Source organism: Streptomyces specialis (genome assembly GCF_001493375.1).
Taxonomy (GTDB): domain Bacteria; phylum Actinomycetota; class Actinomycetes; order Streptomycetales; family Streptomycetaceae; genus Streptomyces; species Streptomyces specialis.
Genome location: NZ_LN929897.1, coordinates 345,011 through 364,454, shown reverse-complemented (window position 1 = coordinate 364,454; position 19,444 = coordinate 345,011). Strand labels below are relative to the sequence as shown.

The 19,444-nt window shown below is 70.0% G+C and carries 17 protein-coding genes and 1 pseudogene; all 18 read right to left on the bottom strand.

Annotated features, from left to right (window positions below; genetic code table 11):
- Nucleotides 1-2 precede the first annotated feature (2 nt).
- The 18 genes and pseudogenes from BN2279_RS24375 to BN2279_RS24285 all read right to left on the bottom strand — a co-directional run bounded on the left by BN2279_RS24375 (nt 3) and on the right by BN2279_RS24285 (nt 19,390).
- Entirely contained in the window at nt 3-923 is a 921-nt protein-coding gene (locus tag BN2279_RS24375) for a hypothetical protein (RefSeq protein ID WP_059013204.1), read from the bottom strand.
- Nucleotides 924-1,421: 498 nt separating this feature from the next.
- Nucleotides 1,422-1,799 (bottom strand): DUF6113 family protein, encoded by a 378-nt coding sequence (locus BN2279_RS24365; protein WP_059013202.1) that lies wholly within the window; start codon nt 1,797-1,799, stop codon nt 1,422-1,424.
- Nucleotides 1,796-2,674: an N-acetyl-1-D-myo-inositol-2-amino-2-deoxy-alpha-D-glucopyranoside deacetylase gene (gene mshB, locus BN2279_RS24360; protein ID WP_059013201.1), complete on the bottom strand. Its 879-nt coding sequence runs from the start codon at nt 2,672-2,674 to the stop codon at nt 1,796-1,798. The genes BN2279_RS24365 and mshB overlap by 4 nt, the downstream gene beginning before the upstream one ends.
- Nucleotides 2,675-2,711: 37 nt before the next feature.
- Nucleotides 2,712-2,900, bottom strand: a complete 189-nt coding sequence (locus tag BN2279_RS24355) for a hypothetical protein (protein ID WP_059013200.1) — start codon at nt 2,898-2,900, stop codon at nt 2,712-2,714.
- 183 nt (nt 2,901-3,083) lie between these two features.
- Nucleotides 3,084-4,112 (bottom strand): ABC transporter ATP-binding protein, encoded by a 1,029-nt coding sequence (locus BN2279_RS24350; RefSeq protein WP_059013637.1) that lies wholly within the window; start codon nt 4,110-4,112, stop codon nt 3,084-3,086.
- Nucleotides 4,113-4,163: 51 nt separating this feature from the next.
- Complete coding sequence (locus BN2279_RS24345; RefSeq protein ID WP_059013199.1) at nt 4,164-5,228, bottom strand: ABC transporter ATP-binding protein; 1,065 nt, start codon at nt 5,226-5,228, stop codon at nt 4,164-4,166.
- An 11-nt stretch (nt 5,229-5,239) separates the two neighbouring features.
- The gene (locus tag BN2279_RS24340) at nt 5,240-6,226 is read right to left on the bottom strand and encodes an ABC transporter permease (RefSeq protein WP_059013198.1); all 987 of its coding nucleotides are present in this window, start codon (nt 6,224-6,226) and stop codon (nt 5,240-5,242) included.
- Nucleotides 6,227-6,310: 84 nt separating this feature from the next.
- Nucleotides 6,311-8,116: an ABC transporter substrate-binding protein gene (locus tag BN2279_RS24335; protein ID WP_059013197.1), complete on the bottom strand. Its 1,806-nt coding sequence runs from the start codon at nt 8,114-8,116 to the stop codon at nt 6,311-6,313.
- Nucleotides 8,117-8,169: 53 nt separating this feature from the next.
- Entirely contained in the window at nt 8,170-9,147 is a 978-nt protein-coding gene (locus BN2279_RS24330) for an ABC transporter permease (RefSeq protein ID WP_059013196.1), read from the bottom strand.
- Nucleotides 9,148-9,520: 373 nt separating this feature from the next.
- Nucleotides 9,521-10,564: an ABC transporter ATP-binding protein gene (locus tag BN2279_RS24325; protein ID WP_059013195.1), complete on the bottom strand. Its 1,044-nt coding sequence runs from the start codon at nt 10,562-10,564 to the stop codon at nt 9,521-9,523.
- Nucleotides 10,557-11,667: pseudogene (locus tag BN2279_RS31630) on the bottom strand (ABC transporter ATP-binding protein). Before BN2279_RS31630 ends, BN2279_RS24325 begins: the two are co-directional and overlap by 8 nt.
- A gap of 14 nt (nt 11,668-11,681) precedes the next feature.
- Complete coding sequence (locus BN2279_RS24315; RefSeq protein WP_059013194.1) at nt 11,682-12,626, bottom strand: ABC transporter permease; 945 nt, start codon at nt 12,624-12,626, stop codon at nt 11,682-11,684.
- The gene (locus BN2279_RS24310) at nt 12,619-13,542 is read right to left on the bottom strand and encodes an ABC transporter permease (protein ID WP_059013193.1); all 924 of its coding nucleotides are present in this window, start codon (nt 13,540-13,542) and stop codon (nt 12,619-12,621) included. The genes BN2279_RS24315 and BN2279_RS24310 overlap by 8 nt, the downstream gene beginning before the upstream one ends.
- Nucleotides 13,543-13,547: 5 nt before the next feature.
- Nucleotides 13,548-15,191, bottom strand: coding sequence for a peptide ABC transporter substrate-binding protein (locus BN2279_RS24305; RefSeq protein WP_059013192.1), 1,644 nt, complete (start codon nt 15,189-15,191; stop codon nt 13,548-13,550).
- Nucleotides 15,192-15,382: 191 nt separating this feature from the next.
- Nucleotides 15,383-16,417, bottom strand: coding sequence for an ABC transporter ATP-binding protein (locus BN2279_RS24300; RefSeq protein ID WP_059013191.1), 1,035 nt, complete (start codon nt 16,415-16,417; stop codon nt 15,383-15,385).
- On the bottom strand, nt 16,410-17,447 hold the full coding sequence (locus BN2279_RS24295) for an ABC transporter ATP-binding protein (protein ID WP_059013636.1): 1,038 nt from the start codon (nt 17,445-17,447) through the stop codon (nt 16,410-16,412). Before BN2279_RS24295 ends, BN2279_RS24300 begins: the two co-directional genes overlap by 8 nt.
- 28 nt (nt 17,448-17,475) lie before the next feature.
- A complete protein-coding gene (locus tag BN2279_RS24290; RefSeq protein WP_059013190.1) occupies nt 17,476-18,468 on the bottom strand; it encodes an ABC transporter permease in 993 nt (330 codons plus the stop codon).
- Nucleotides 18,461-19,390 carry an ABC transporter permease gene (locus BN2279_RS24285; protein ID WP_059013635.1) on the bottom strand — a complete coding sequence of 310 codons (930 nt, stop codon included), beginning with the start codon at nt 19,388-19,390 and terminating at the stop codon, nt 18,461-18,463. The genes BN2279_RS24290 and BN2279_RS24285 overlap by 8 nt, the downstream gene beginning before the upstream one ends.
- Nucleotides 19,391-19,444: the final 54 nt, after the last annotated feature.

Below are 19,444 nucleotides of genomic sequence, written 5' to 3'. Positions count from 1 at the left end.
GGTCAGCTCGGGTCGAGCTCGATGACGCCCACCCGCAGGGCGGGGTCGGTCTCGCGCAGCGCCTGGCCCAGCGCGCCGGCCACGTCCTGCGGAGTGACCGGGGTCCGGCTGCCGTCGCCGCGCTGGACCGTGATGCCGTCGAACGTCGAGCCGTAGAGCTGCTCCAGCACGTCCAGGTCGTAGGTCTCGACGAGCCTGCCGTCCACCGCCTCCATGCCGAGGAACTGGTACAGCGAGCCCTCCGGGCTGAACATGATCTCGACAGGACCGGCCACCACCGTGACCATGCCCGACATCGCGGGAACGGCAAACTCCTCCATCGCCCGCTCGACTTCCGCCTCGTCGACCAGGGGCTCCCGGCTCTCCATGGGCAGCTCGATCGCGGGGTTGCGGCCGGTCGTCGCCCGTTCCCTGAACGCCGCCTCCACCGCGTCGGCCGCCGCCTCGACGTCCAGGGTGAGCCCCGGCCGGCCGATGTGCGCGACGGGGCCCGCGCTCTCGAAGGTGACGCCGCCCTCCACCGGGCCCGTCCCCGCGCCGGCGGCGACATCCTCCAGCGCCACGGTCAGCTTCTCGCGGTCCACCGCGAACACCGCCTCCTCGGTGCGCTCGGCGCCGAAGAGGGAGCCGATCACCGAGACCGGGCTGTAGTCCTGGCCGGAGGTGCCCCGGACCGTGGCCTCGGTGTCGACCGCCAGGCCGGCCACGCTCGGCTTGAGCTCCACTTCCTCCTCGCCCAGCAGCAGCGTCAGCGGCTCGTTGTTGGCCGCCTCCAGCTCCGCGTTGAGGCGGTTGAGCGCGTCCTGGGAGTCCAGGCCGCCGATGTCGATGCCCAGGATCGTGGTGCCCTTCGGCACGTCCTCCGGGCTCAGGAACAGGCCCGCGCCGTAGGCGATCACGGAGACGCCCACGACACCGGTCACCAGCGGGCGCAGCAGCCGGCCGGGGCTCCTCCGCCGGGCCGCGGGCGGCGCCGGCTTCGGCTCGGGCTCCGGGGTCCCCTGTCCGCGGCCGGCGCCGGGGCGGCGGGGGTCGCCGCCGGAGGCGACGGGGCCCGGGAGGTGTCGCGGGCGGGCGGCTCCTCGACGGTCTCCCGCACGACGATCGGCGGAATGGGCCGGGACCCGGGGATGTTGATCCGGGCGCGCGTCGTCAGCGTCGTCTCGGTCTTCTTCTCCTCCGGGCGCGGGGCTCCGGTGGCCCCGGGACGGAGTTCACCGTCCGCGGCGCCGCGCTGGGGCTCTCCCCACCCCAACGGACCGGGGGGCGGATTGTCTGTTTCACGACTCAAGGCAGGGTCTCCCGGTTGGGCTTCACCGGCCGGCCTGGGACTCGGGTCAGGACCGGGCGGCGGGCCCAACGATACTGGGGCCGGTGCGTTCGTATGCCGCCCCCACAGGATTGCCACATCGAATCACGCGTCAGGAGCGGGCCCCGGGACGCGGTCGCGGCTCGGGGACGGCGAACAGCGGCCGTTCGCTGGGCGCCACCGTCGAACAGACCACGGCGATCGCCATGCCGCCCAGCAGGAACAGGTAACTCCCGGCGTCCGCCGCGAAGACGAAGTCGCCCTGCGGCCGGGTGATCGTCAGCAGCAGCACGGCCACCGCCCAGCCGCCCGCCGCGGCGGCGGCGCCCATGCGGGAGCGCGTCGCCAGGGCCGCGCCCCAGAAGAGCCCCCCGGCCGCCGCCAGCGCCAGCAGCAGCCCCCACGGGAACCAGCCGGCCTGGACCAGGGCCCCGGCCACACCGACCAGCAGGCCCAGCGCCCCCAGCCCGCCGTACGCCGCGATCCTCACCGCGTCACCCCTCCCGGCTCCTCGTCCAGTCCCGCGAAGATATCGCGCGCCCCCGCCGGGAACGGCTCCCCCGCCGCCAGGCGGTACCACTCCGTCTCCCACAGCGGCTGCGCGAGGCCGTTGGACAGCGCGAACCCCCGGCCCTCCACGTCGATCTGGGTGGCGTGGGCCGTCATCGCGGCGGCCTTCGCGGCCACCTGCGCCGCGGTGCCGGCGACGGCCAGCGCCACCTCGTGGTCCGCGACGACGCCGGGCACCGCCTCCTCCTCCGCGACGCCGCGGAACCGGCCGGGGCCGTCGGCCCGCAGCTCCGCGAGGCGCGCGCGGACCACCGAGCGGGGCGCGCAGTTCCACAGGACGCGGGCGATCCGGTGCCGGGGGGCGGCGAGCCGGGCGCCGCGCATGGCGACCCGGTGGGTCTGGATGTGATCGGGGTGGCCGTAACCGCCGTTCGGGTCATAGGTGATGAGAACCCGGGGCCTGACCTCCGCGATCACCTCGGCCAGCGCCGCGCCCGCCTCGTCCACGTCGGCGCGCCAGAAAGCGGACGGCCGGTCGTTCTGCGGCGCGCCGCTCATGCCGGAGTCGCGCCAGCGGCCCGCGCCGCCGAGGAACCGGTGGTCGGTGACCCCCAGTTCGCGCAGGGCGGCGGCGAGTTCGCCCGCGCGGTACGGGCCGAGCGCGTCGTCCCGGTCGGCGGCCAGGTGGGCCAGCGAGGCCGGGATGACTTCCCCCTCCTCGCCGAGGGTGCAGGTGACCAGGGTGACCAGGGCCCCGGCGGCGACACAAGCGGCCATGGTCACACCGTTGTTGATCGACTCGTCGTCGGGGTGCGCGTGCACCAGCAGGACACGTCCCGCCTCGCCGGATGTCATGCGGCGAGCTTACGACGCCCGCCGCACGGGTCCGGGCTCAGAAGCTCAGCGAGTTGATCATGTCGGCGATCCCGTTGGAGAAGTCGTTGATCGTCGGCGCCATGTTGGAATCCGCGAGATAGAAACCCAACAGCACGCACACGATCGCGTGGAGCACCTTCAGCCCGGCTTTCCTGACCAGCAGCACGGTAATGACCAGCAGCAGCAGAGACGCGGAGACGGACACGCGAGATCACCTCCATGAAGTCGTGCCCGTGTCAGGGCAGGCCGAGGGAGACCCTTCCCAACTCGGGAGAGTCATACCCACGTTGCGTCAGGGATCATAACGAGGAGCCGGGTCGGCACCAGTCGGTGCATGGGAGCAGAACAGGGGCGCACGCGCGGCGAGTTCGCCGGATCGAGGGGTGGTTCAGCGGGCAAGAGTGGTCCCCTCCTCGGGAAAGTGGCAGGCCGTGAGGTGTCCCGCGGCGTTTCCGGCGATCCGCGCCAGCGGCGGCTCCTGTGTGGCGCATTTCTCCTCCGCCTTCCAGCAGCGGGTGCGGAACCGGCAGCCGGAGGGCGGGGACGTGGGCGACGGCACATCGCCCTGGAGCCTGATCCGCTCCCGCCTCGGCGACGCGGACCGGGCGATCTCGGCGACCTCGGGCACGGCCGACAGCAGCGCGTGCGTGTACGGGTGGCGTGGCCGCTCGTAGATCGCGGTCCGGTCACCGACCTCGACGATCTTGCCCAGGTACATGACGGCGATCCGGTGTGAGAAATGCCGCACGACGGCCAGGTCGTGGGCGATGAAGAGGAACGCGATGCCCAGCTCCCGCTGGACCCGCCGGAGCAGGTTGACGACCTGGGCCTGGATGGAGACGTCCAGCGCGGACACCGGCTCGTCCGCGATGATCAGCTTCGGTTCCAGGGCCAGCGCCCTGGCCACCCCGATCCGCTGGCGCTGACCGCCGGAGAACTCGTGCGGGAAGCGGTTGTAGTGCTCGGGGTTGAGGCCGACGGTCTCCAGCAGCTCCCTGACCCGCTTCTCGCGGCCTCCGGGCGGGTCGACGCCGTTGATCTCCATCGGGCCGCCGATGATCGTGCCCACCGTCTGGCGCGGGTTGAGCGACGAGTAGGGGTCCTGGAAGATCATCTGTATCTCGGGGCGGACGGGGGCCATCTGACGCCGCGTCGCGTGGGTGATGTCCCGGCCCCGGTAGGTGATGGTGCCCGAGGTGGGCTCCAGCAGCCGGGCCAGCAGCCGCCCGGTGGTGGACTTGCCGCAGCCCGACTCCCCCACCAGGCCGAAGCTCTCCCCGGCGTGCACGGTGAAGTCGAGCCCGTCCACGGCCTTCACGGCGCCCACGGTCCGCTTGACGGGGAAGCCGCCCTTGACCGGGAAGTGCTTGGTGAGCCCCTCGACGGTCATCAGGGGCGCCCGGCCGGCCTTGCTCATGTCGGTACTGGTCACGCGTCGCCTCCATGCGTGGGCGGCCCGGTCTCCGGTCTAGCGGAGCCGGGGCTGGATCCGTTCGGTGAAGAGGGCCCGCTTCTGTTCGGGGTCGAGGTGGCAGGCCGCGTCCCGTGTTCCGGACAGGGCCGGGCGGTCGGTGGCGCAGGAGACGTCGCCGGTCACCTCGGTGGAGAACGCGCAGCGTGGCTCGAACGGGCAGCCCGGTGGCGGCGCGAGCAGGCTGGGCGGGGTGCCGGCGATGGGCACCAGGTCCTGCCCGACGTCGCCGCGCAGCCGGGGCATGGAGGTGAGCAGCCCCCACGTGTAGGGGTGCCGCGGGGCCCGCAGCACCTCGCGGACGGTGCCGCGCTCGACAGCGCGGCCGGCGTACATCACCACGAGGTCGTCGGAGACGCGGGAGACGACGCCCAGGTCGTGGGTGATCATGATGATCGCGGAGCCGAACTCCCGCTGGAGGTCCAGGAGGAGGTCGAGGATCTGGGCCTGCACGGTCACGTCGAGGGCGGTGGTCGGCTCGTCGGCGATCAGCAGGTCCGGGTCGCAGACCAGGGCCATGGCGATCATCACGCGCTGCCGCATGCCGCCGGAGAACTGGTGGGGGTAGTCGTCCACGCGCAGCCGGGGATGGGGGATGCCGACCTTGCCGAGCATCTCGACGGCCCGGTCCCTGGCCTCGCGCCGGGACGCTACCCGGTGCTTGCGGAACGACTCCCCGATCTGCCGGCCGATCGTGTGGTACGGCGAGAGGGCGGTGAGCGGGTCCTGGAAGATCATCGCCACCTTGTCGCCGCGCAGTCGCTCCAGCGCGCGTTCCCCGGCGGTGATCAGTTCCTGGCCGTCGAGGTCGATCGTGCCGGAGACGGTCGTACGGGCCGGGTCGTGCAGGCCGAGGACGGCCTGCGTGGCCACCGACTTGCCGGAGCCGGACTCGCCGACGATGCCGAGGGTGCGGCCACGCCGGACGTCGAACGACAGCCCGTCGACGGCCCGGACGACGCCGTCCTCGGTGGAGAAGTGGACCCGCAGGTCCCGGACCGACAGGAACGGCGCGCCGTCCCCGGTCGTCCCGCTGCCCGCGGCCGGGCTCGTGGTGGTCACGTGAATCGCTCCTAGGCCAGCCTGACGCGCGGGTCGATGAGCGCGTAGCAGGCGTCGACGAGGATGTTGAACAGGACGATCATCAGCGCGGCGAAGAGCATCACGCCCATCAGCATGGGCAGGTTGGACTGCGTCACGGAGTCGACCGCGAGCCTGCCGAGGCCCGGCAGGGTGAAGGTGACCTCGGTGATCATGGCGCCGCCGAAGAGCGAGCCGAGGTCGATGCCGAAGATGGTGACGACGGGGATCAGCGAGCCGCGCCAGGCGTAGCGGAAGAAGACGGTGGACCGGGACATGCCCTTGGCGCGCGCGGTGCGGACGTGGTCCTCCTGGAGCTGTTCGATCAGCTCGGCGCGGGCCATGCGCGTGTAGTTGGCGGTGAAGATCGTCGACAGCACGAGCCAGGGCAGCAGCAGCCCGGCGAACCAGCCGCCGGGGTCCTCGGTGAACGGCACGTACTCGGGCTGGGAGAAGAGGTGGAAGTCGCCGTCGTTGTAGACGAAGACGGCCAGGGCCAGCGGGCCGATGAAGTAGATCTGGAGGGAGCTGAGCACCAGCGAGGCGGAGCTCATCGTCTTGTCCAGCAGGGTGCCCCGGTGCCAGGCGGCGAGCATGCCGAAGGCCAGGCCGAGGGTGAGGAAGACGACCGCGCCGCCGAGGGTGAGCGAGACGGTCGTCGGCAGCCGGTCCAGGATGGTGTCCAGCACGGGCTGGTTGTTGGTGAAGGAGTAGCCGAGGCAGGGTGCCGGGCAGTCGCCGGCGGGGAAGTCGCGGCCGGCGAAGATGCCCGTCATGTAGTCCCAATACTGGACGGGAACGGGGTCGTCGATGCCCAGGTTCCGTTCCACGATGGCCAGTTGATCGGGCGTGCAGCTCTTTCCGCAGGCGAGCAGGGCCGGGTTGCGCGGGATCGCGTAGAAGAGGAAGAACGTGACGGCGCTGATGATCAGCAGGATCGCGACGGCGCCCAGTGAGCGCCGCAGGAGGAATCGGAGCATCGCGTGGCAGCCTTCGGGTGAGTCGGCCGGGGTCGGCGCGCGGGCGCCCGCCGCGCTGGGCGGGCGCCCGCCGGGGCGTCGGCCCTATTCCTGGATGACGAACAGCCGGTTCATGTCCACGGTGCCGAGGTCGTCGTTGAAGACCGCGCCGCCGACGAGCGAGCCGTGCAGGATGTTCTGCTTGTAGTAGAAGAGCGGGACGGCGGGGAGGTGATCCTCCATGATCGTCTTGTTCAGCTCGAACCAGGCGGTGGCGGCCTCGGCCGGGTCCACGATGCCCCGGATGCGGTCGATCTCCGCGTTCACCTCGTCGCTGTCGAAGTGGCTGTAGTTGCTGGCGCCGTCCTGGATCTGGCGGCCGTCGAACAGCGGCGGGAGCACCGTGGAGCTGGAGAGCCAGTCGTGGCCCCAGTTGCTGCGGTAGATGTCGTAGCCGTTGTCGACCACGCTGATGGTGTCGTAGTAGGTCTCCTGCGGGACCTCGGTCTCGTTGACCTCGAACCCGGCCTGCTCCAGGGCGTCCGTGATGGCCACGGCCGCGCGGGAGTCCTCGGTGCCGGTGTGGTGGACGTAGTTCAGCTCGTAGCCGACCGCGTCCGCCTCCTCCAGCAGGGCGCGCGCCCCCTCGGGGTCGCCCTGCGGCGCGGCGAGTTTGCCGTACGGGTCGTAGCCCGCCTCGTAGCCGGGCAGCAGCGGGCTGATGAAGCCGCCGGCGTACTCGCCGCCGAACGTGCCGCCGTAGGCGTTCAGCACGCCGTTGAGGGGCACCGCGAGGGCGATGGCCTCGCGGACGCGTTTGTCGGTGACCCGCTCGGTGTTGATGGCGAGGGTGGCGACGTAGGGCTGGTAGCCCTGGACCAGCCGGTCGGAGTAGGCGGGGTCGGAGGCGACCTCGGGCGCGTTGGCCGGGTCGACGCCGTTGTTGAAGCTGATGGCGTACCGGTCGTCGCCGTTGTCGGCCATCAGGCGGCGGGTGGAGTCGTCCGTGGTGTGGCCGAAGGTCAGCTCGTACCGGTCCGGGTAGGCGTTGCGGGCCGAGTCGCTCTCCGGCTCCCAGTACTCGTTCCGGGTCAGCGTCATGGACCGGCCGGGCCGGTGCTCCTCGATCTGGTACGGGCCGGTCGTCAGCGGCGCCTCGTCGTACGCCTCGCGGGTGTCGCCCGCCTCGGAGACGATCGCGTAGCCGACCATGGACAGCGCGTACGGCAGGTCCGTCTGCGGCTCCTCGAAGTGGAAGACGACGGTATCCTCGTCCGGCGTCTCCAGGACGGTGTCGGGCAGGTGATCGCCCTCGTACGGCCCGCCGGGCAGCAGTTCGCGGTAGTCCGCGCCGCCGGTGTTCGCCAGCCACTGCTGGACGAACGTCGGCCCCTGGGTGATGAAGTCCGCGAACTGCCGCTCGAAGGTGTGCCGGACGTCGGCGGAGGTCACCTCGGAGCCGTCGTTGAAGTAGATGTCGTCCTTGAGGGTGTACGTCCAGGTGCGGCCTCCGTCGGACACCTGGCCCGAGTCGGTGGCCAGGTCGCCGACGACCGTGTACTCGCCGTCGTTGTCCAGCCGGACGGTGGTCAGGCCGCGGTGGAGGAGCCGGGCGACGGTGGCCTCGTCGGAGACGTAGATCTGGGCCGGGTCCAGGTGGTTGGGGCCGGTCTCCTGGAGCACGTGGATCGTGCCGCCCGGTTCCGCGCCCGGCACGGCCTCGGCCGGTCCGGCGGACGCCTCGGCGTCGCCGAAGGCTATGGAGTCGAGCGTGCCGGCGCCCTCGGGCTCGTTCACGCCGTCGCCCTCGTCCCCGCCGCCACCACCGCTGCACGCGCCGAGGATCAGCGCCCCCGCGAGCGCGAGGGAGACGCCGGCGGCGCGCCCTCCGCGCAGAGTTCTCTTGCCCATGATTCTTCTGGCACCTGCCCTTCGTGGACGGGAAAAGCTGGGACCGAGCGTTGTCAGCGGCGGCCGGACTTCGGGTCGAAGGCGTCGCGGACCGAGTCCCCGAGGAGGTTGAAGGCGACCACGAAGATCACCATCGAGACCCCGGGGAAGAACATGTAGGTGATGTCGGCTTCGTAGACCTCCGCGCCGATGGCGAACATCCGGCCCCAGTCGGGTGTCGGCTCGACCAGGCCGACACCGAGGAAGGACAGGGCCGCCGCGGTCGTCACGAAGTTGGGCAGCATGTAGGTGGCCTGGACGAGGACCGGCGAGACCACGTTCGGCAGCAGTTCCTTGCGGATGACGCGCCAGGGCGACGCCCCGCTCACCTTCGCCGCCTCGACGAACTCCCGCTCCCGCAGGGCGAGGGTGGCGCCGCGCAGGATGCGGCCCAGCGTCATCCAGCCCAGCACCCAGAGCACCACCACGATGGAGACCACCCGCACCCAGGTGGGGGTCTCCTCGCGGGGATCGACGAACAGCGTGGCCACGATGGGCAGGAACGCGACGAAGAAGAGCTGCTGCGGGAAGGCCATCAGCAGGTCGATGAACCGGCTGATGAGGAAGTCCCAGCGCCCGCCCAGATAACCGGCCGCGATACCGAGGAGAATGCCGGTCAGCGTGGCCAGGACGGTGACGGCGAGGGCGATCAGCAGAGATGTGCGGATTCCGTAGAGAAGCTGCGTGAAGACGTCCCGGCCGAGGAACGGTTCGAGGCCGAACCAGAATTCGCCGTCGATGCCGCCGTTGGGCTTGACCGGGTAGCCGAATCCGTTGAGCAGGCCCGGCTCGATCTGCCCGTAGCGCGTGTAGGGGTCCTTGCCGTAGAGCTTGGAGATCAGCGGCGCGCACAGCCCCACGACGAAGAAGAACAGCACGACGAAGCCGGATATGACACCGACCCGGTCACGACGGAAGCGACGCCAGATGAGCTGCCCCGGCGAGCGGCCGACCGGTCCGGCCTCGGCGGTCCGGGTCTCGCTGGGCACCATGTCTCCCCCCCATGTCTCCCCCGACTTCCCTGCGCCTGCGTGAGCATGCCGTGTGATGCGAGTAGAGCGCGACTCTGGCAAGGGGGAGAGATTCCCGTCAAGAGTTAGTGATGGTATAAACCTATGACGGTCATTCGGTGAGCCAAGGGTATGCGAATTGACACGCAAACGTGCTTGACGTGATCTCAAGCCATCGGAAATGTGGCGATAAGGCGGGACCGCGCCTGTTTACACATCGGCAACATCCCAGACCCTACACCGATATGCGAACGGCCCAGACTGAGGCGGTACGGCCGTGCGGGTGCCGTAGACCGGGGCGGCGCGGCCATTGGGTCCGCGTCGCCCCGGTGCGTTCCAAGGCGCTCGCTCCCTCTCAGGGTTGGGCCACGCGCGGCTTCTCCTCCGCGAAGTGGCAGGCGGAGGGGTGTGCCACGGGCCCGGTCGCCCTTTCGAATTCGGCCGGCACCGCAAGCGGCGGCTCCTCATCGGCACAGCGTTGTCGCGCCTTCCAGCAACGGGTCCTGAAACGGCAGCCGGAGGGCGGATTGGCCGGAGAGGGCACATCTCCGGCCAGAATGATGCGCTCCCGCCGGTGGCTCAGCGTGGGGTCCGGCACGGGAACCGCCGACAACAGCGCCTGGGTGTAGGGATGCGTGGGGTGCTCGTAGATCTCGCGGTCCGTCCCGATTTCTACGATCTTCCCCAGGTACATCACTCCGACCCGGTCGGAAATGTGCCGCACAATGGACAGATCATGGGCGATGAACATATAGGAAAGGTCGAATTCGCTCTGCAAGCGCTCCATCAGGTTGATCACCTGGGCCTGCACCGAGACGTCGAGCGCGGAGACCGGTTCGTCGGCCACGATGATCTCCGGGTTGAGCGCCAGTCCCCGGGCGATGCCGATGCGCTGCCGCTGCCCGCCGGAGAACTGGTGCGGATACCGGTTGACGTACTCCGGATTCAGCCCGACCACGTCCAGCAGCTCCCGCACCCTGCGGCGCCGGTCGCCCTTGGGCGCCACCTCGGGGTGGATGTCGAACGGCTCCCCGATGATGTCGCCCACCGTCATCCGCGGATTCAGTGACGTATAGGGGTCCTGGAACACCATCTGGATATTGCGCCGCACGGCCTTCAGCGCCCGCCGGGACAGCCGGGAAATGTCCTCGCCCTTGTAGAGGATCGCACCGGCCGTCGGCCTCTCCAGACTCGCCATCAGCCTGGCCACGGTGGACTTGCCGCACCCCGACTCCCCCACGATCCCCAGGGTCTCCCCCGGCCGGAGGTCGAACGACACCCCGTCGACCGCCCGCACCGCCCCGATCTGCCGCTTGAACAGGACGCCCTGCGTCAGCGGGAAGTGCTTGACCAGGCCCCGGACCTCCAGGATCGCCTCGCGGCGCGGGCCGTCACTCACCGATCGTCTCCTTCCAGAAGTGGCAGGCGCTGGAACGACCGGGTCCCGCCTCCTCGTACAGCGGCGGTCGCGGGTCGTGCCGGCAGACGTCCCGCGCCCGCGGACAGCGCGGGGGGGAGGGGCAACCGGCCGGGACGCGCAGCAGGTTGGGCGGCAGGCCCTTGGAGGGGGGGAGGTCCCTGGCCCTGTGGGCCAGGGGCGGGGTGGGGGCCAGCCGGGCCCTGGGGGTAGGGGCGGTCCCTTTGAACCACTGGCGCCGGCGGCGCGGGGGGTGAAAGGACGAAGATCACGTTACGGCGTGGAAAGCTGTATATCTTTCAAGAAGAAGGAGGCATACGAGATTTCGGCCTGTCGCGTGGGCTCGGAGATGTGTAAAAGGGACAGTCGCGCACCGGGGCGTTCTCCACGATGCGGCCCGCGTACATGACGGCGATCTTGTCGGCGACGTCCGCGACCACGCCGAGGTCGTGCGTGATGAGGATCAGGCCCATCCGGTACTCGCGCTGGAGTTCGGCGAGCAGGTCCATCACCTGGGCCTGCACGGTCACGTCCAGGGCCGTCGTCGGCTCGTCCGCGATGATCAGCTCGGGTTCCAGGGCCAGCGCCATCGCGATCATGATGCGCTGGCGCATACCGCCGGAGAACTGGTGCGGGAAGTCGTTCACCCGCTCCCGTGCCGCCGGGATGCGGACCCGGTCCATCAGCTCCACGGCCTTCGCCTTCGCGTCCTTGCGGGACATGCCCCGGTGGACGCGGAACATCTCACCGAGCTGATAGCCCACCGACAGCACCGGGTTCAGGGCCGACAGCGCGTCCTGGAAGATCATCGCCATCTTCTCGCCCCGGATACGCCGCCGTTCCTCGCGGTCCAGCGTCAGCAGGTCGCGGTCCCGGAAGAGGATCTCGCCCCCGGCGACGCGGCCCGGCGGCGTGTCGAGGATGCCCATCACGGCCTGCGCGGTCACCGACTTGCCGGACCCGGACTCGCCGAGCACGGCGAGCGTCTCGCCCGCGTCCACCGAGTAGCTGACCCCGTTGACCGCGTTGACGACCCCGTCCCTGGTGTGGAACTCCACGCGCAGGTCGCGCACGTCGAGGAGCATCTCGTTCCCTTCCGTCAGCGGAGCTTGGGGTCGAGGGCGTCCCGGACCGCGTCGCCGAGCATGATGAACGCCAGAACGGTGACGCTGAGCGCGGCGGCCGGATAGAGCAGGATGTGCGGCGCGTTGCGGAACTGCATGCCGTCCGAGGCGGCGGAGATGTCCACGCCCCAGGAGACGGTGGGCGGGCGCAGGCCGACGCCGAGGTAGCTGAGGGTCGCCTCCAGGGCGATGAACGTGCCCAGCATGATCGTCGCCATCACGATGACCGGCGCGACGGCGTTCGGCGTGATGTGGCGCAGCAGCATCCGGGTGTTGCCGGCGCCGAGCGCGCGGGCCGCCTGCACGTAGTCGTTCCGCGCGACGGTGATCACCGAGCCCCGGGCGATGCGGGCGATCTGCGGCCAGCCCAGCGCCGCGATCACCAGGACCACGGGCCAGATCCCGGACAGCGTGATCATGCTCAGGAAGACGATGGCGCCGAGCACCATCGGGATGCCGAAGAAGACGTCGGTCAGCCGCGACAGCAGCGTGTCCCAGAAGCCGCCGAGGAAGCCCGCCAGGCCGCCGACCACGGCGCCGAGCAGCGCGACGCCGAGCGTGGCGCAGACGCCGACCGCGATGGAGGCGCGCGCGCCGTGCACCGTGCGGGTGTAGACGTCGCACCCTTGCGTGTCGAAGCCGAACCAGTGCCCGGACGAAGGGCCCTGGAGGGAGCGGCCGAGCTGGCAGCGCTGCGGGTCCTGGCTCGCGATGAGGCCCGGCCAGAGCGCGATCAGGACGAGGAAGACGATGAGCAGCGCGGAGACGAGGAAGACCGGGTTGCGCCGCAGGTCGTGCCAGGCGTCGCTCCACAGGCTGCGGGCCGCGTCCGGCTCCGGCGTCGCGGCACCGACGGTCACGGCCCGGGTGGCGGCGTCCTCCTGCGCCCCGAGCGGCGGCGGCTGCTCCTGGTCAGGCATAGCGGATCCTCGGGTCGAGCACGGCGTACATCAGATCGACGAGCAGGTTGGCGAGCAGGAAGATCAGCACCAGCACGACCACGAACCCGACGACGGTGGGCGAGTTCTGCCGCAGGATGCCCTGGTAGAGCTGGTAGCCGACGCCCTGGATGTTGAAGATGCGCTCGGTGACGATGGCCCCGGCCATCAGCGTGCCGACGTCGGCGCCGAGGTAGGTGATCACCGGGATCAGGGAGTTGCGCAGCAGGTGCCGTACGGTGACGCGGCGGCGCGGCAGTCCCTTGGCGACGGCGGTGCGGATGTAGTCGGCCCGGGTGTTCTCGGCGACGGAGGTCCTGGTCAGGCGGGTGACGTAGGCGAGCGAGACGAGGGAGAGGATGAGGCCGGGGACGATCAGCTCGTCGAGCCGCGCGTCGGGGCTGACGGCCGGGTCGATCCAGCCGAACTCCACGCCGAGGAAGTACTGCGCCGTGGTGCCGAGCACGAAGGTGGGGACGGCGATGACGGCGAGGGTGAGGACGAGGACCGAGGTGTCGAGGGAACGGCCGCGCCGCAAGCCGGTGATGACGCCGAGCGTGATGCCGATGAGCATCTCGAAGACGAGCGCGGTCACCATCAGCCGGAAGCTGATCGGGAAGGCGCGGTCCATCAGGGCGGTCACCGGCTCCCCGTTGAAGGCGGTGCCGAAGTCGCCGGTGAGGATGTCCCCCATGTACAGCAGGTACTGCTGCCACACGGGCTTGTCGAGGTTGAACTCCTCGCGCAGCGCCTTGGCCGTGGCCGGGTCGGGGCCGCGGTCGCCGAAGAGCGCGGAGACCGGGTCGCCGAGCGCGTACACCATGACGAAGATCAGGAAGGTGGCGCCGACGAAGACCGGGATCATCTGGATCAGGCGTCGCAGGACGTAGCGCCCCATGGCGGTCAGTCCACCGTGATGTCGGTGAAGACCGGCACCGAGAAGGGGTTGAGCTTGACGCCGTCGAGGCGCTCGGAGTACCCGGCGGTGCCGTTCTGGTACCAGAGCGGGATGGCGGGCAGGTCCTCGGCGAGGACCTCCTCGGCCTGCTGGAACTTCTCGATCGCCTCGTCCTCCTCGCTCGCCGCGTTGGCCTCGTCGATCAGGCGGTCGAACTCCTCGCTGCTGTAGCCGGAGTCGTTGGAGGAGGCGTCGGTGTAGTACAGCGGCTGGAGGAAGTTCTGGATGAGCGGGTAGTCCATCTGCCAGCCGGTGCGGAACATGCCGGTCATCTCGTGGCCGGTGACGCGGTTGCGGAAGTCGGCGAAGGTGGGAACCGGGTTGACGGTGCAGGCGCCGGTGTCGTTCAGCGCGTTGTTGATGCTGTTGCAGACCGCGTCCATCCACTGGCGGTGCGAGCCGGTGTCCACGTTGGAGGTGAGGGTGACCTTGCCGCCCGGCAGGCCGCCCGCCTCCTCGATCAGCTCGCGCGCGCCCTCCGGGTCGTAGTCGCAGGCGTCGCCGCACAGCCCTTCCTTGTAACCGCCGGCCTCGCCGAGCACCGGTGAGGTGAAGTCCCCGGCGGGGGTGCGGGTGTCGTGGAAGATCTGGGAGGTGATCTCCTCCCGGTCGATCGCCATGGACAGGCCCCGGCGCAGCTTGGCGCCGTCCTCGCCCTTCCAGTCCTTGTCGTACAGGGGGAAGGAGACGGTCTGGATGATGCCGGCCGGCTGGTTGATGTAGCGGTCCCCGAGGTCGTTCCCGATGTTGGCGAGCTGGGAGGCGGGCACGTCGTCGATGAGGTCGAGGTTGCCGGCCTGGAGGTCGGTGTAGGCGGTGTTGTTGTCGGTGTAGACGCGCAGTTCGACGCCGTCGTTCTTCGCCTTGTCGTCCCCGGCGTAGGCGTCGTTGCGCACCAGCCGCATGCTCTGGCTGCGGCTGTAGGAGTCGATCTTGTAGGGCCCGTTGCCGATCGGCTTGTCCAGCCAGGCGTCGTGGTCGTCGAAGAACGCCTGGGGCAGCGGGGCGTAGGCGGCGTAGCCGAGGGTCTCCGGCCACAGGGAGAACGGCTCGGTGAGCCGGACGGTGAAGGTGTGGTCGTCGACGACCTCCAGGCCGCTGAGCGTGTCGGCGGTGGCCTCGGCGCCCTCGTCCACCGGGTGCACCTCGTCGTAGCCCTCGATGAACTGGAAGAAGTAGCTGGCGATCTGCGCGTTGTCGATGTGGGCGCCGTAGTTCCAGGCGTCCACGTAGGACTTGGCGGTGACGGGGGTGCCGTCGCTGAACGTCCAGCCGTCCTCGATGGTGACGGTGAACGTCCGCTGGTCGTCGGTCTCGATGGACTCGGCCATGGCGTCCTCGGCCTCGCCGGTCTCGGGGTTGTAGCGCTTGAGACCGCGGAAGATCATGTCGAGGACCTTGCCGCCCTGCACCTCGTTGGTGTTCGCCGGCTCCAGCGGATGCTGCGGGTCGCCCCAGGAGGCGCGGACGAACGAGCCGCCACCGCCGCCCCCGGAGCCGTCCCCTCCGCCGCAGGCGGTGACCGCCAGCGCGACGGCCATGACGCCGGCGACGGCGCCGGTCAGGCGGTTCCGGGTGCTTCCGCGCATGCAGGGCCTCCTTGGGCTACGGAAAGTCACATTCCCGCACCCATAAGACCGCTTATGTCACTGGATGACCGCCAAGCGTCCGTCTCACCCCGCGGAGTGTTGCCGGAAACCCCCCGAATGCCGGACGTGCCGCGGCCCCGGGCCCGACCGGGCTCCGGGGCCGTTCGCCGCCGACCGCGCGGCCGGCACGGTCACGCGTGGACGATGTCCTTCTCCTCCGCGAAGTGGCACGCCGAGGCGTGGCGGGCGCCGCTGTCGCTGTCCCGGTACCGCTCGGGCACGGCCAGCAGCGGCACCTCCTTCGCGCACTTGTCCTGCGCCTTCCAGCAGCGCGTCCGGAAGCGGCAGCCCGAGGGCGGGTTCGCCGGGGACGGGACGTCGCCGGTGAGGATGATCCGCTCCCTGGTCGCCCGCGCCGCCGGGTCCGGCTGCGGCACGGCGGACAGCAGGGCCTGGGTGTACGGGTGGGTGGGGTGGTCGTAGATCTGCGCGTCCGTCCCCACCTCGGCCAGCTTGCCCAGGTACATCACGGCCACCCGGTCCGAGATGTGCCGCACGATGGACAGGTCGTGCGCGATGAACAGGTACGACAGCTCGAACTCGTCCTGCAAGCGCTCCATCAGGTTGATCACCTGCGCCTGCACCGAGACGTCGAGCGCGGAGACCGGCTCGTCGCAGACGATGATCTCCGGGTTGAGCGCCAGCCCCCGGGCGATACCGATGCGCTGCCGCTGCCCGCCGGAGAACTGGTGCGGATAGCGGTTGATGTACTCGGGGTTGAGCCCGACCACGTCCAGCAGCTCCCGCACCTTGCGGCGCCGGTCGCCCTTGGGCGCCACCTCGGGGTGGATGTCGAACGGCTCCCCGATGATGTCGCCCACCGTCATACGGGGGTTGAGCGAGGTGTACGGGTCCTGGAACACCATCTGGATGTTCCGCCGCACCGCCTTCAGCGCCCGTCCCGACAGCCTGGCGATGTCCTCGCCCTTGTAGAGGATCTGCCCCGCCGTGGGCTGCTCCAGGCGCATCAGGAGCTTCGCCACCGTCGACTTGCCGCAGCCGGACTCGCCCACGATGCCGAGGGTCTCGCCCTGGTACAGCTCGAAGGAGACGTCGTCCACGGCCTTGACCGCGCCGACCTGCCGCTTGAACAGGATGCCCTGGGTCAGCGGGAAGTGCTTGACGAGATTGCGTACCTGGAGGATCGGCTCTCCCCGGTCAGCCATGGATCGTCTCCTTCCAGAAGTGGCAGGCGCTGGACCGGCCGCCGATCGGCGTGCCGTCCGGCTCGGTGACGTCCGCCAGCGGCGGCACCTCGGTACGGCAGATGTCGCGCGCCCTCGCGCAGCGCGGGTTGAACGCGCAGCCGCCGGGGATCGCCATGAGGCTGGGCGGCAGGCCCTTGATGGCGTACAGCTCCTTGCCCTTGTGGTCCAGGCGCGGGATGGAGTCCAGCAGGCCCTTGGTGTACGGGTGCGCCGGCCGCTTGTACAGCTCCTCCACGGGGGCGCTCTCCACGATCCGGCCCGCGTACATGACGGCGATCTTGTCGGCGACGTCCGCGACCACGCCCAGGTCGTGCGTGATGAGGATCAGCCCCATGGTGAAGTCGCGCTGGAGCTCGGCGAGCAGGTCCATCACCTGGGCCTGCACGGTCACGTCCAGGGCCGTCGTCGGCTCGTCCGCGATGATCACGTCCGGCTCCAGGGCCAGCGCCATCGCGATCATGATGCGCTGGCGCATGCCCCCGGAGAACTGGTGCGGGAAGTCGTTCACCCGCTCCTTCGCGGCCGGGATGCGGACCCGGTCCATCAGCTCCACGGCCTTCGCCTTCGCGTCCTTGCGGGACATGCCCCGGTGGACACGGAACATCTCACCGAGCTGATAGCCCACCGACAGCACCGGGTTCAGGGCCGACAGCGCGTCCTGGAAGATCATCGCGATCTTGTCGCCGCGGATGGTGCGCCGCCGCTCCTCGGACATCGTCAGCATGTCCTCGCCGCGGAAGAGGATCTCGCCGCCGGTGATCCGGCCGGGCGGGGTGTCGAGGATGCCCATGATGGTCTGGGCGGTCACCGACTTGCCGGACCCGGACTCGCCGAGCACGGCGAGCGTCTCGCCCGCGTCCACCGTGTAGCTGACCCCGTTGACCGCCTTGGCGGCGCCCTCCCGGGTGCGGAACTCCACGTGGAGGTCGCGGACTTCGAGCAGCGGCACGCCGGGGGTGTCCGCCTCGGTCACATCGGTCTTGTCCATGTCGATCGGCACGGTCGTCACGCCTCCCTCAGCGCAGCTTGGGGTCGAGGGCGTCACGCACGGCGTCACCCAGCATCAGGAAGGACAGGATGGTGATGCTCAGCAGGATCGACGGGTAGAGCAGGATGTGCTCCGCGACCCGGATGCGGTCCTGCGCCCGGTTGATGTCGCCGCCCCACGAGATGGCCGGCTCGGTCAGGCCGATGCCCAGGAACGACAGCACGGCCTCGGCCGTGATGTACCCGCCGAGGGCCACCATCGCGACCACGATCACCGGCGCCAGCGCGTTCGGCAGGATGTGCCGCAGCATGATGCGCCAGGTGCCGGCGCCCAGCGAACGGGCGGCGGCCACGTAGTCGGCCTGCTTGACGGAGATCACCGAGCCGCGCATCACGCGGGCGATGGTGGTCCAGCCCAGGAACGCCAGGGCCATGATCACCGTCCACTCGGTCCTGGTGTCGAAGGAGACCAGGATGACCATGGTGCCCAGCAGGAAGGGGATGCCCAGGAAGACGTCGACGATCCGGGAGAGGATCGCGTCGATCCAGCCGCCGAAGTACCCGGCCAGCATGCCGACCAGGCCGCCGAAGACGAGCACGATCGCGGTCACCGCGACACCGATGATGATCGAGGCCCGGGTGCCGTGGACCATCCGCGCCCAGATGCTCTGGCCCTGCTGGTTGTAGCCCAGCCACTCGGGCGAGAAGAAGTGGGTGAGCTGGGGCTCCTTGAGGTAGTTCGTGGTCAGGTCGGCCTCCCGGGGGCTCACCGAGGTGAACCAGCCGGGGAACGCGGCCATCACGAACAGCACGAGGATGATGGTGGCCGCGATCAGGAAGGTCGGCCTGCGGCGCAGCTCGTGCCAGGCGTCGGACCAGAGGCTGCGCGGCCTGCCCGGAGCCGGCCCGGCCTCCACCACGGTCGCGGGGGCCGCCGCCGTGGGGATCGCTTCCTTCTTCAGTGTCTCGGTCTCGCTCAGTGCCCCGGACTTCTTCAGGGCCTCGGGAGCCTGGTCAGGCATAGCGAATCCTCGGGTCCAGGACCGCGTACAGCAGGTCGACGAGCAGGGCGACTACGAGGTAGACGAGGATGATGAAGCTGACGATGCCGACGACGGTCGCGCCCTCACGGGACTTGAGCGCCTCGAAGACGGCCCGGCCGAGCCCGTGGATGTTGAAGATGCCCTCGGTGACGACCGCGCCCGCCATCAGGTTGCCGATGTCGACGCCGAGGAAGGTGACCACGGGGATCAGCGAGTTCCGCAGCAGGTGGACGCCGACCGCCCGGCGCTTGGTGAGGCCCTTCGCCCGTGCGGTGCGCATGTAGTCGGCGCGCCGGTTCTCCACGATGGACGTGCGGGTCAGGCGCGCCACGTAGGCCAGCGAGAGCGACGCCAGCGCCAGGGCGGGCAGGAACAGCTCGCCCAGATCCTCGGAGTCCCGGACGGTGGGGCTGATCCAGCCCCACTTGACGCCGAAGTACGTCTGGTAGAGGTAGCCGATGACGAAGACCGGCACCGAGATCAGGAGCAGGGTGAAGAAGAGGATGCCGGCGTCGGTCTTCCCGCCCGCCCGCAGACCCGCGATCAGGCCCATGGCGATGCCCACCACGGCGGTGATGACGAAGGCGAGCAGCGTCAGCCGGATGGTCGCGGGCAGCGCCTCCGAGATGACGTCGATGACCTCGCGTCTGCTGGCGATCTGGGTACCGAAGTCGCCCTGGAACAGGCCGGTCAGGTAGTTCCAGTACTGCTGCAGGATCGGCTCGTCGAGGCCGAGATCCGCGCGCAGGGCGTTCATCTGCGCCTCGTCGGGGGCGCGTTCGCCCCCCAGGGCCCGGACCGGGTCACCGGGCAGGGCGTACATCATCATGAAGATGATGAACGTCGACCCGATGAACACCGGGATCATCTGGAGCAGTCGCCGCACGACATAACGCCCCATCATTCCTCCATGTCATTCGGCGGGGCCGACGGGCCGCTCCGGTTCGCGGAACGG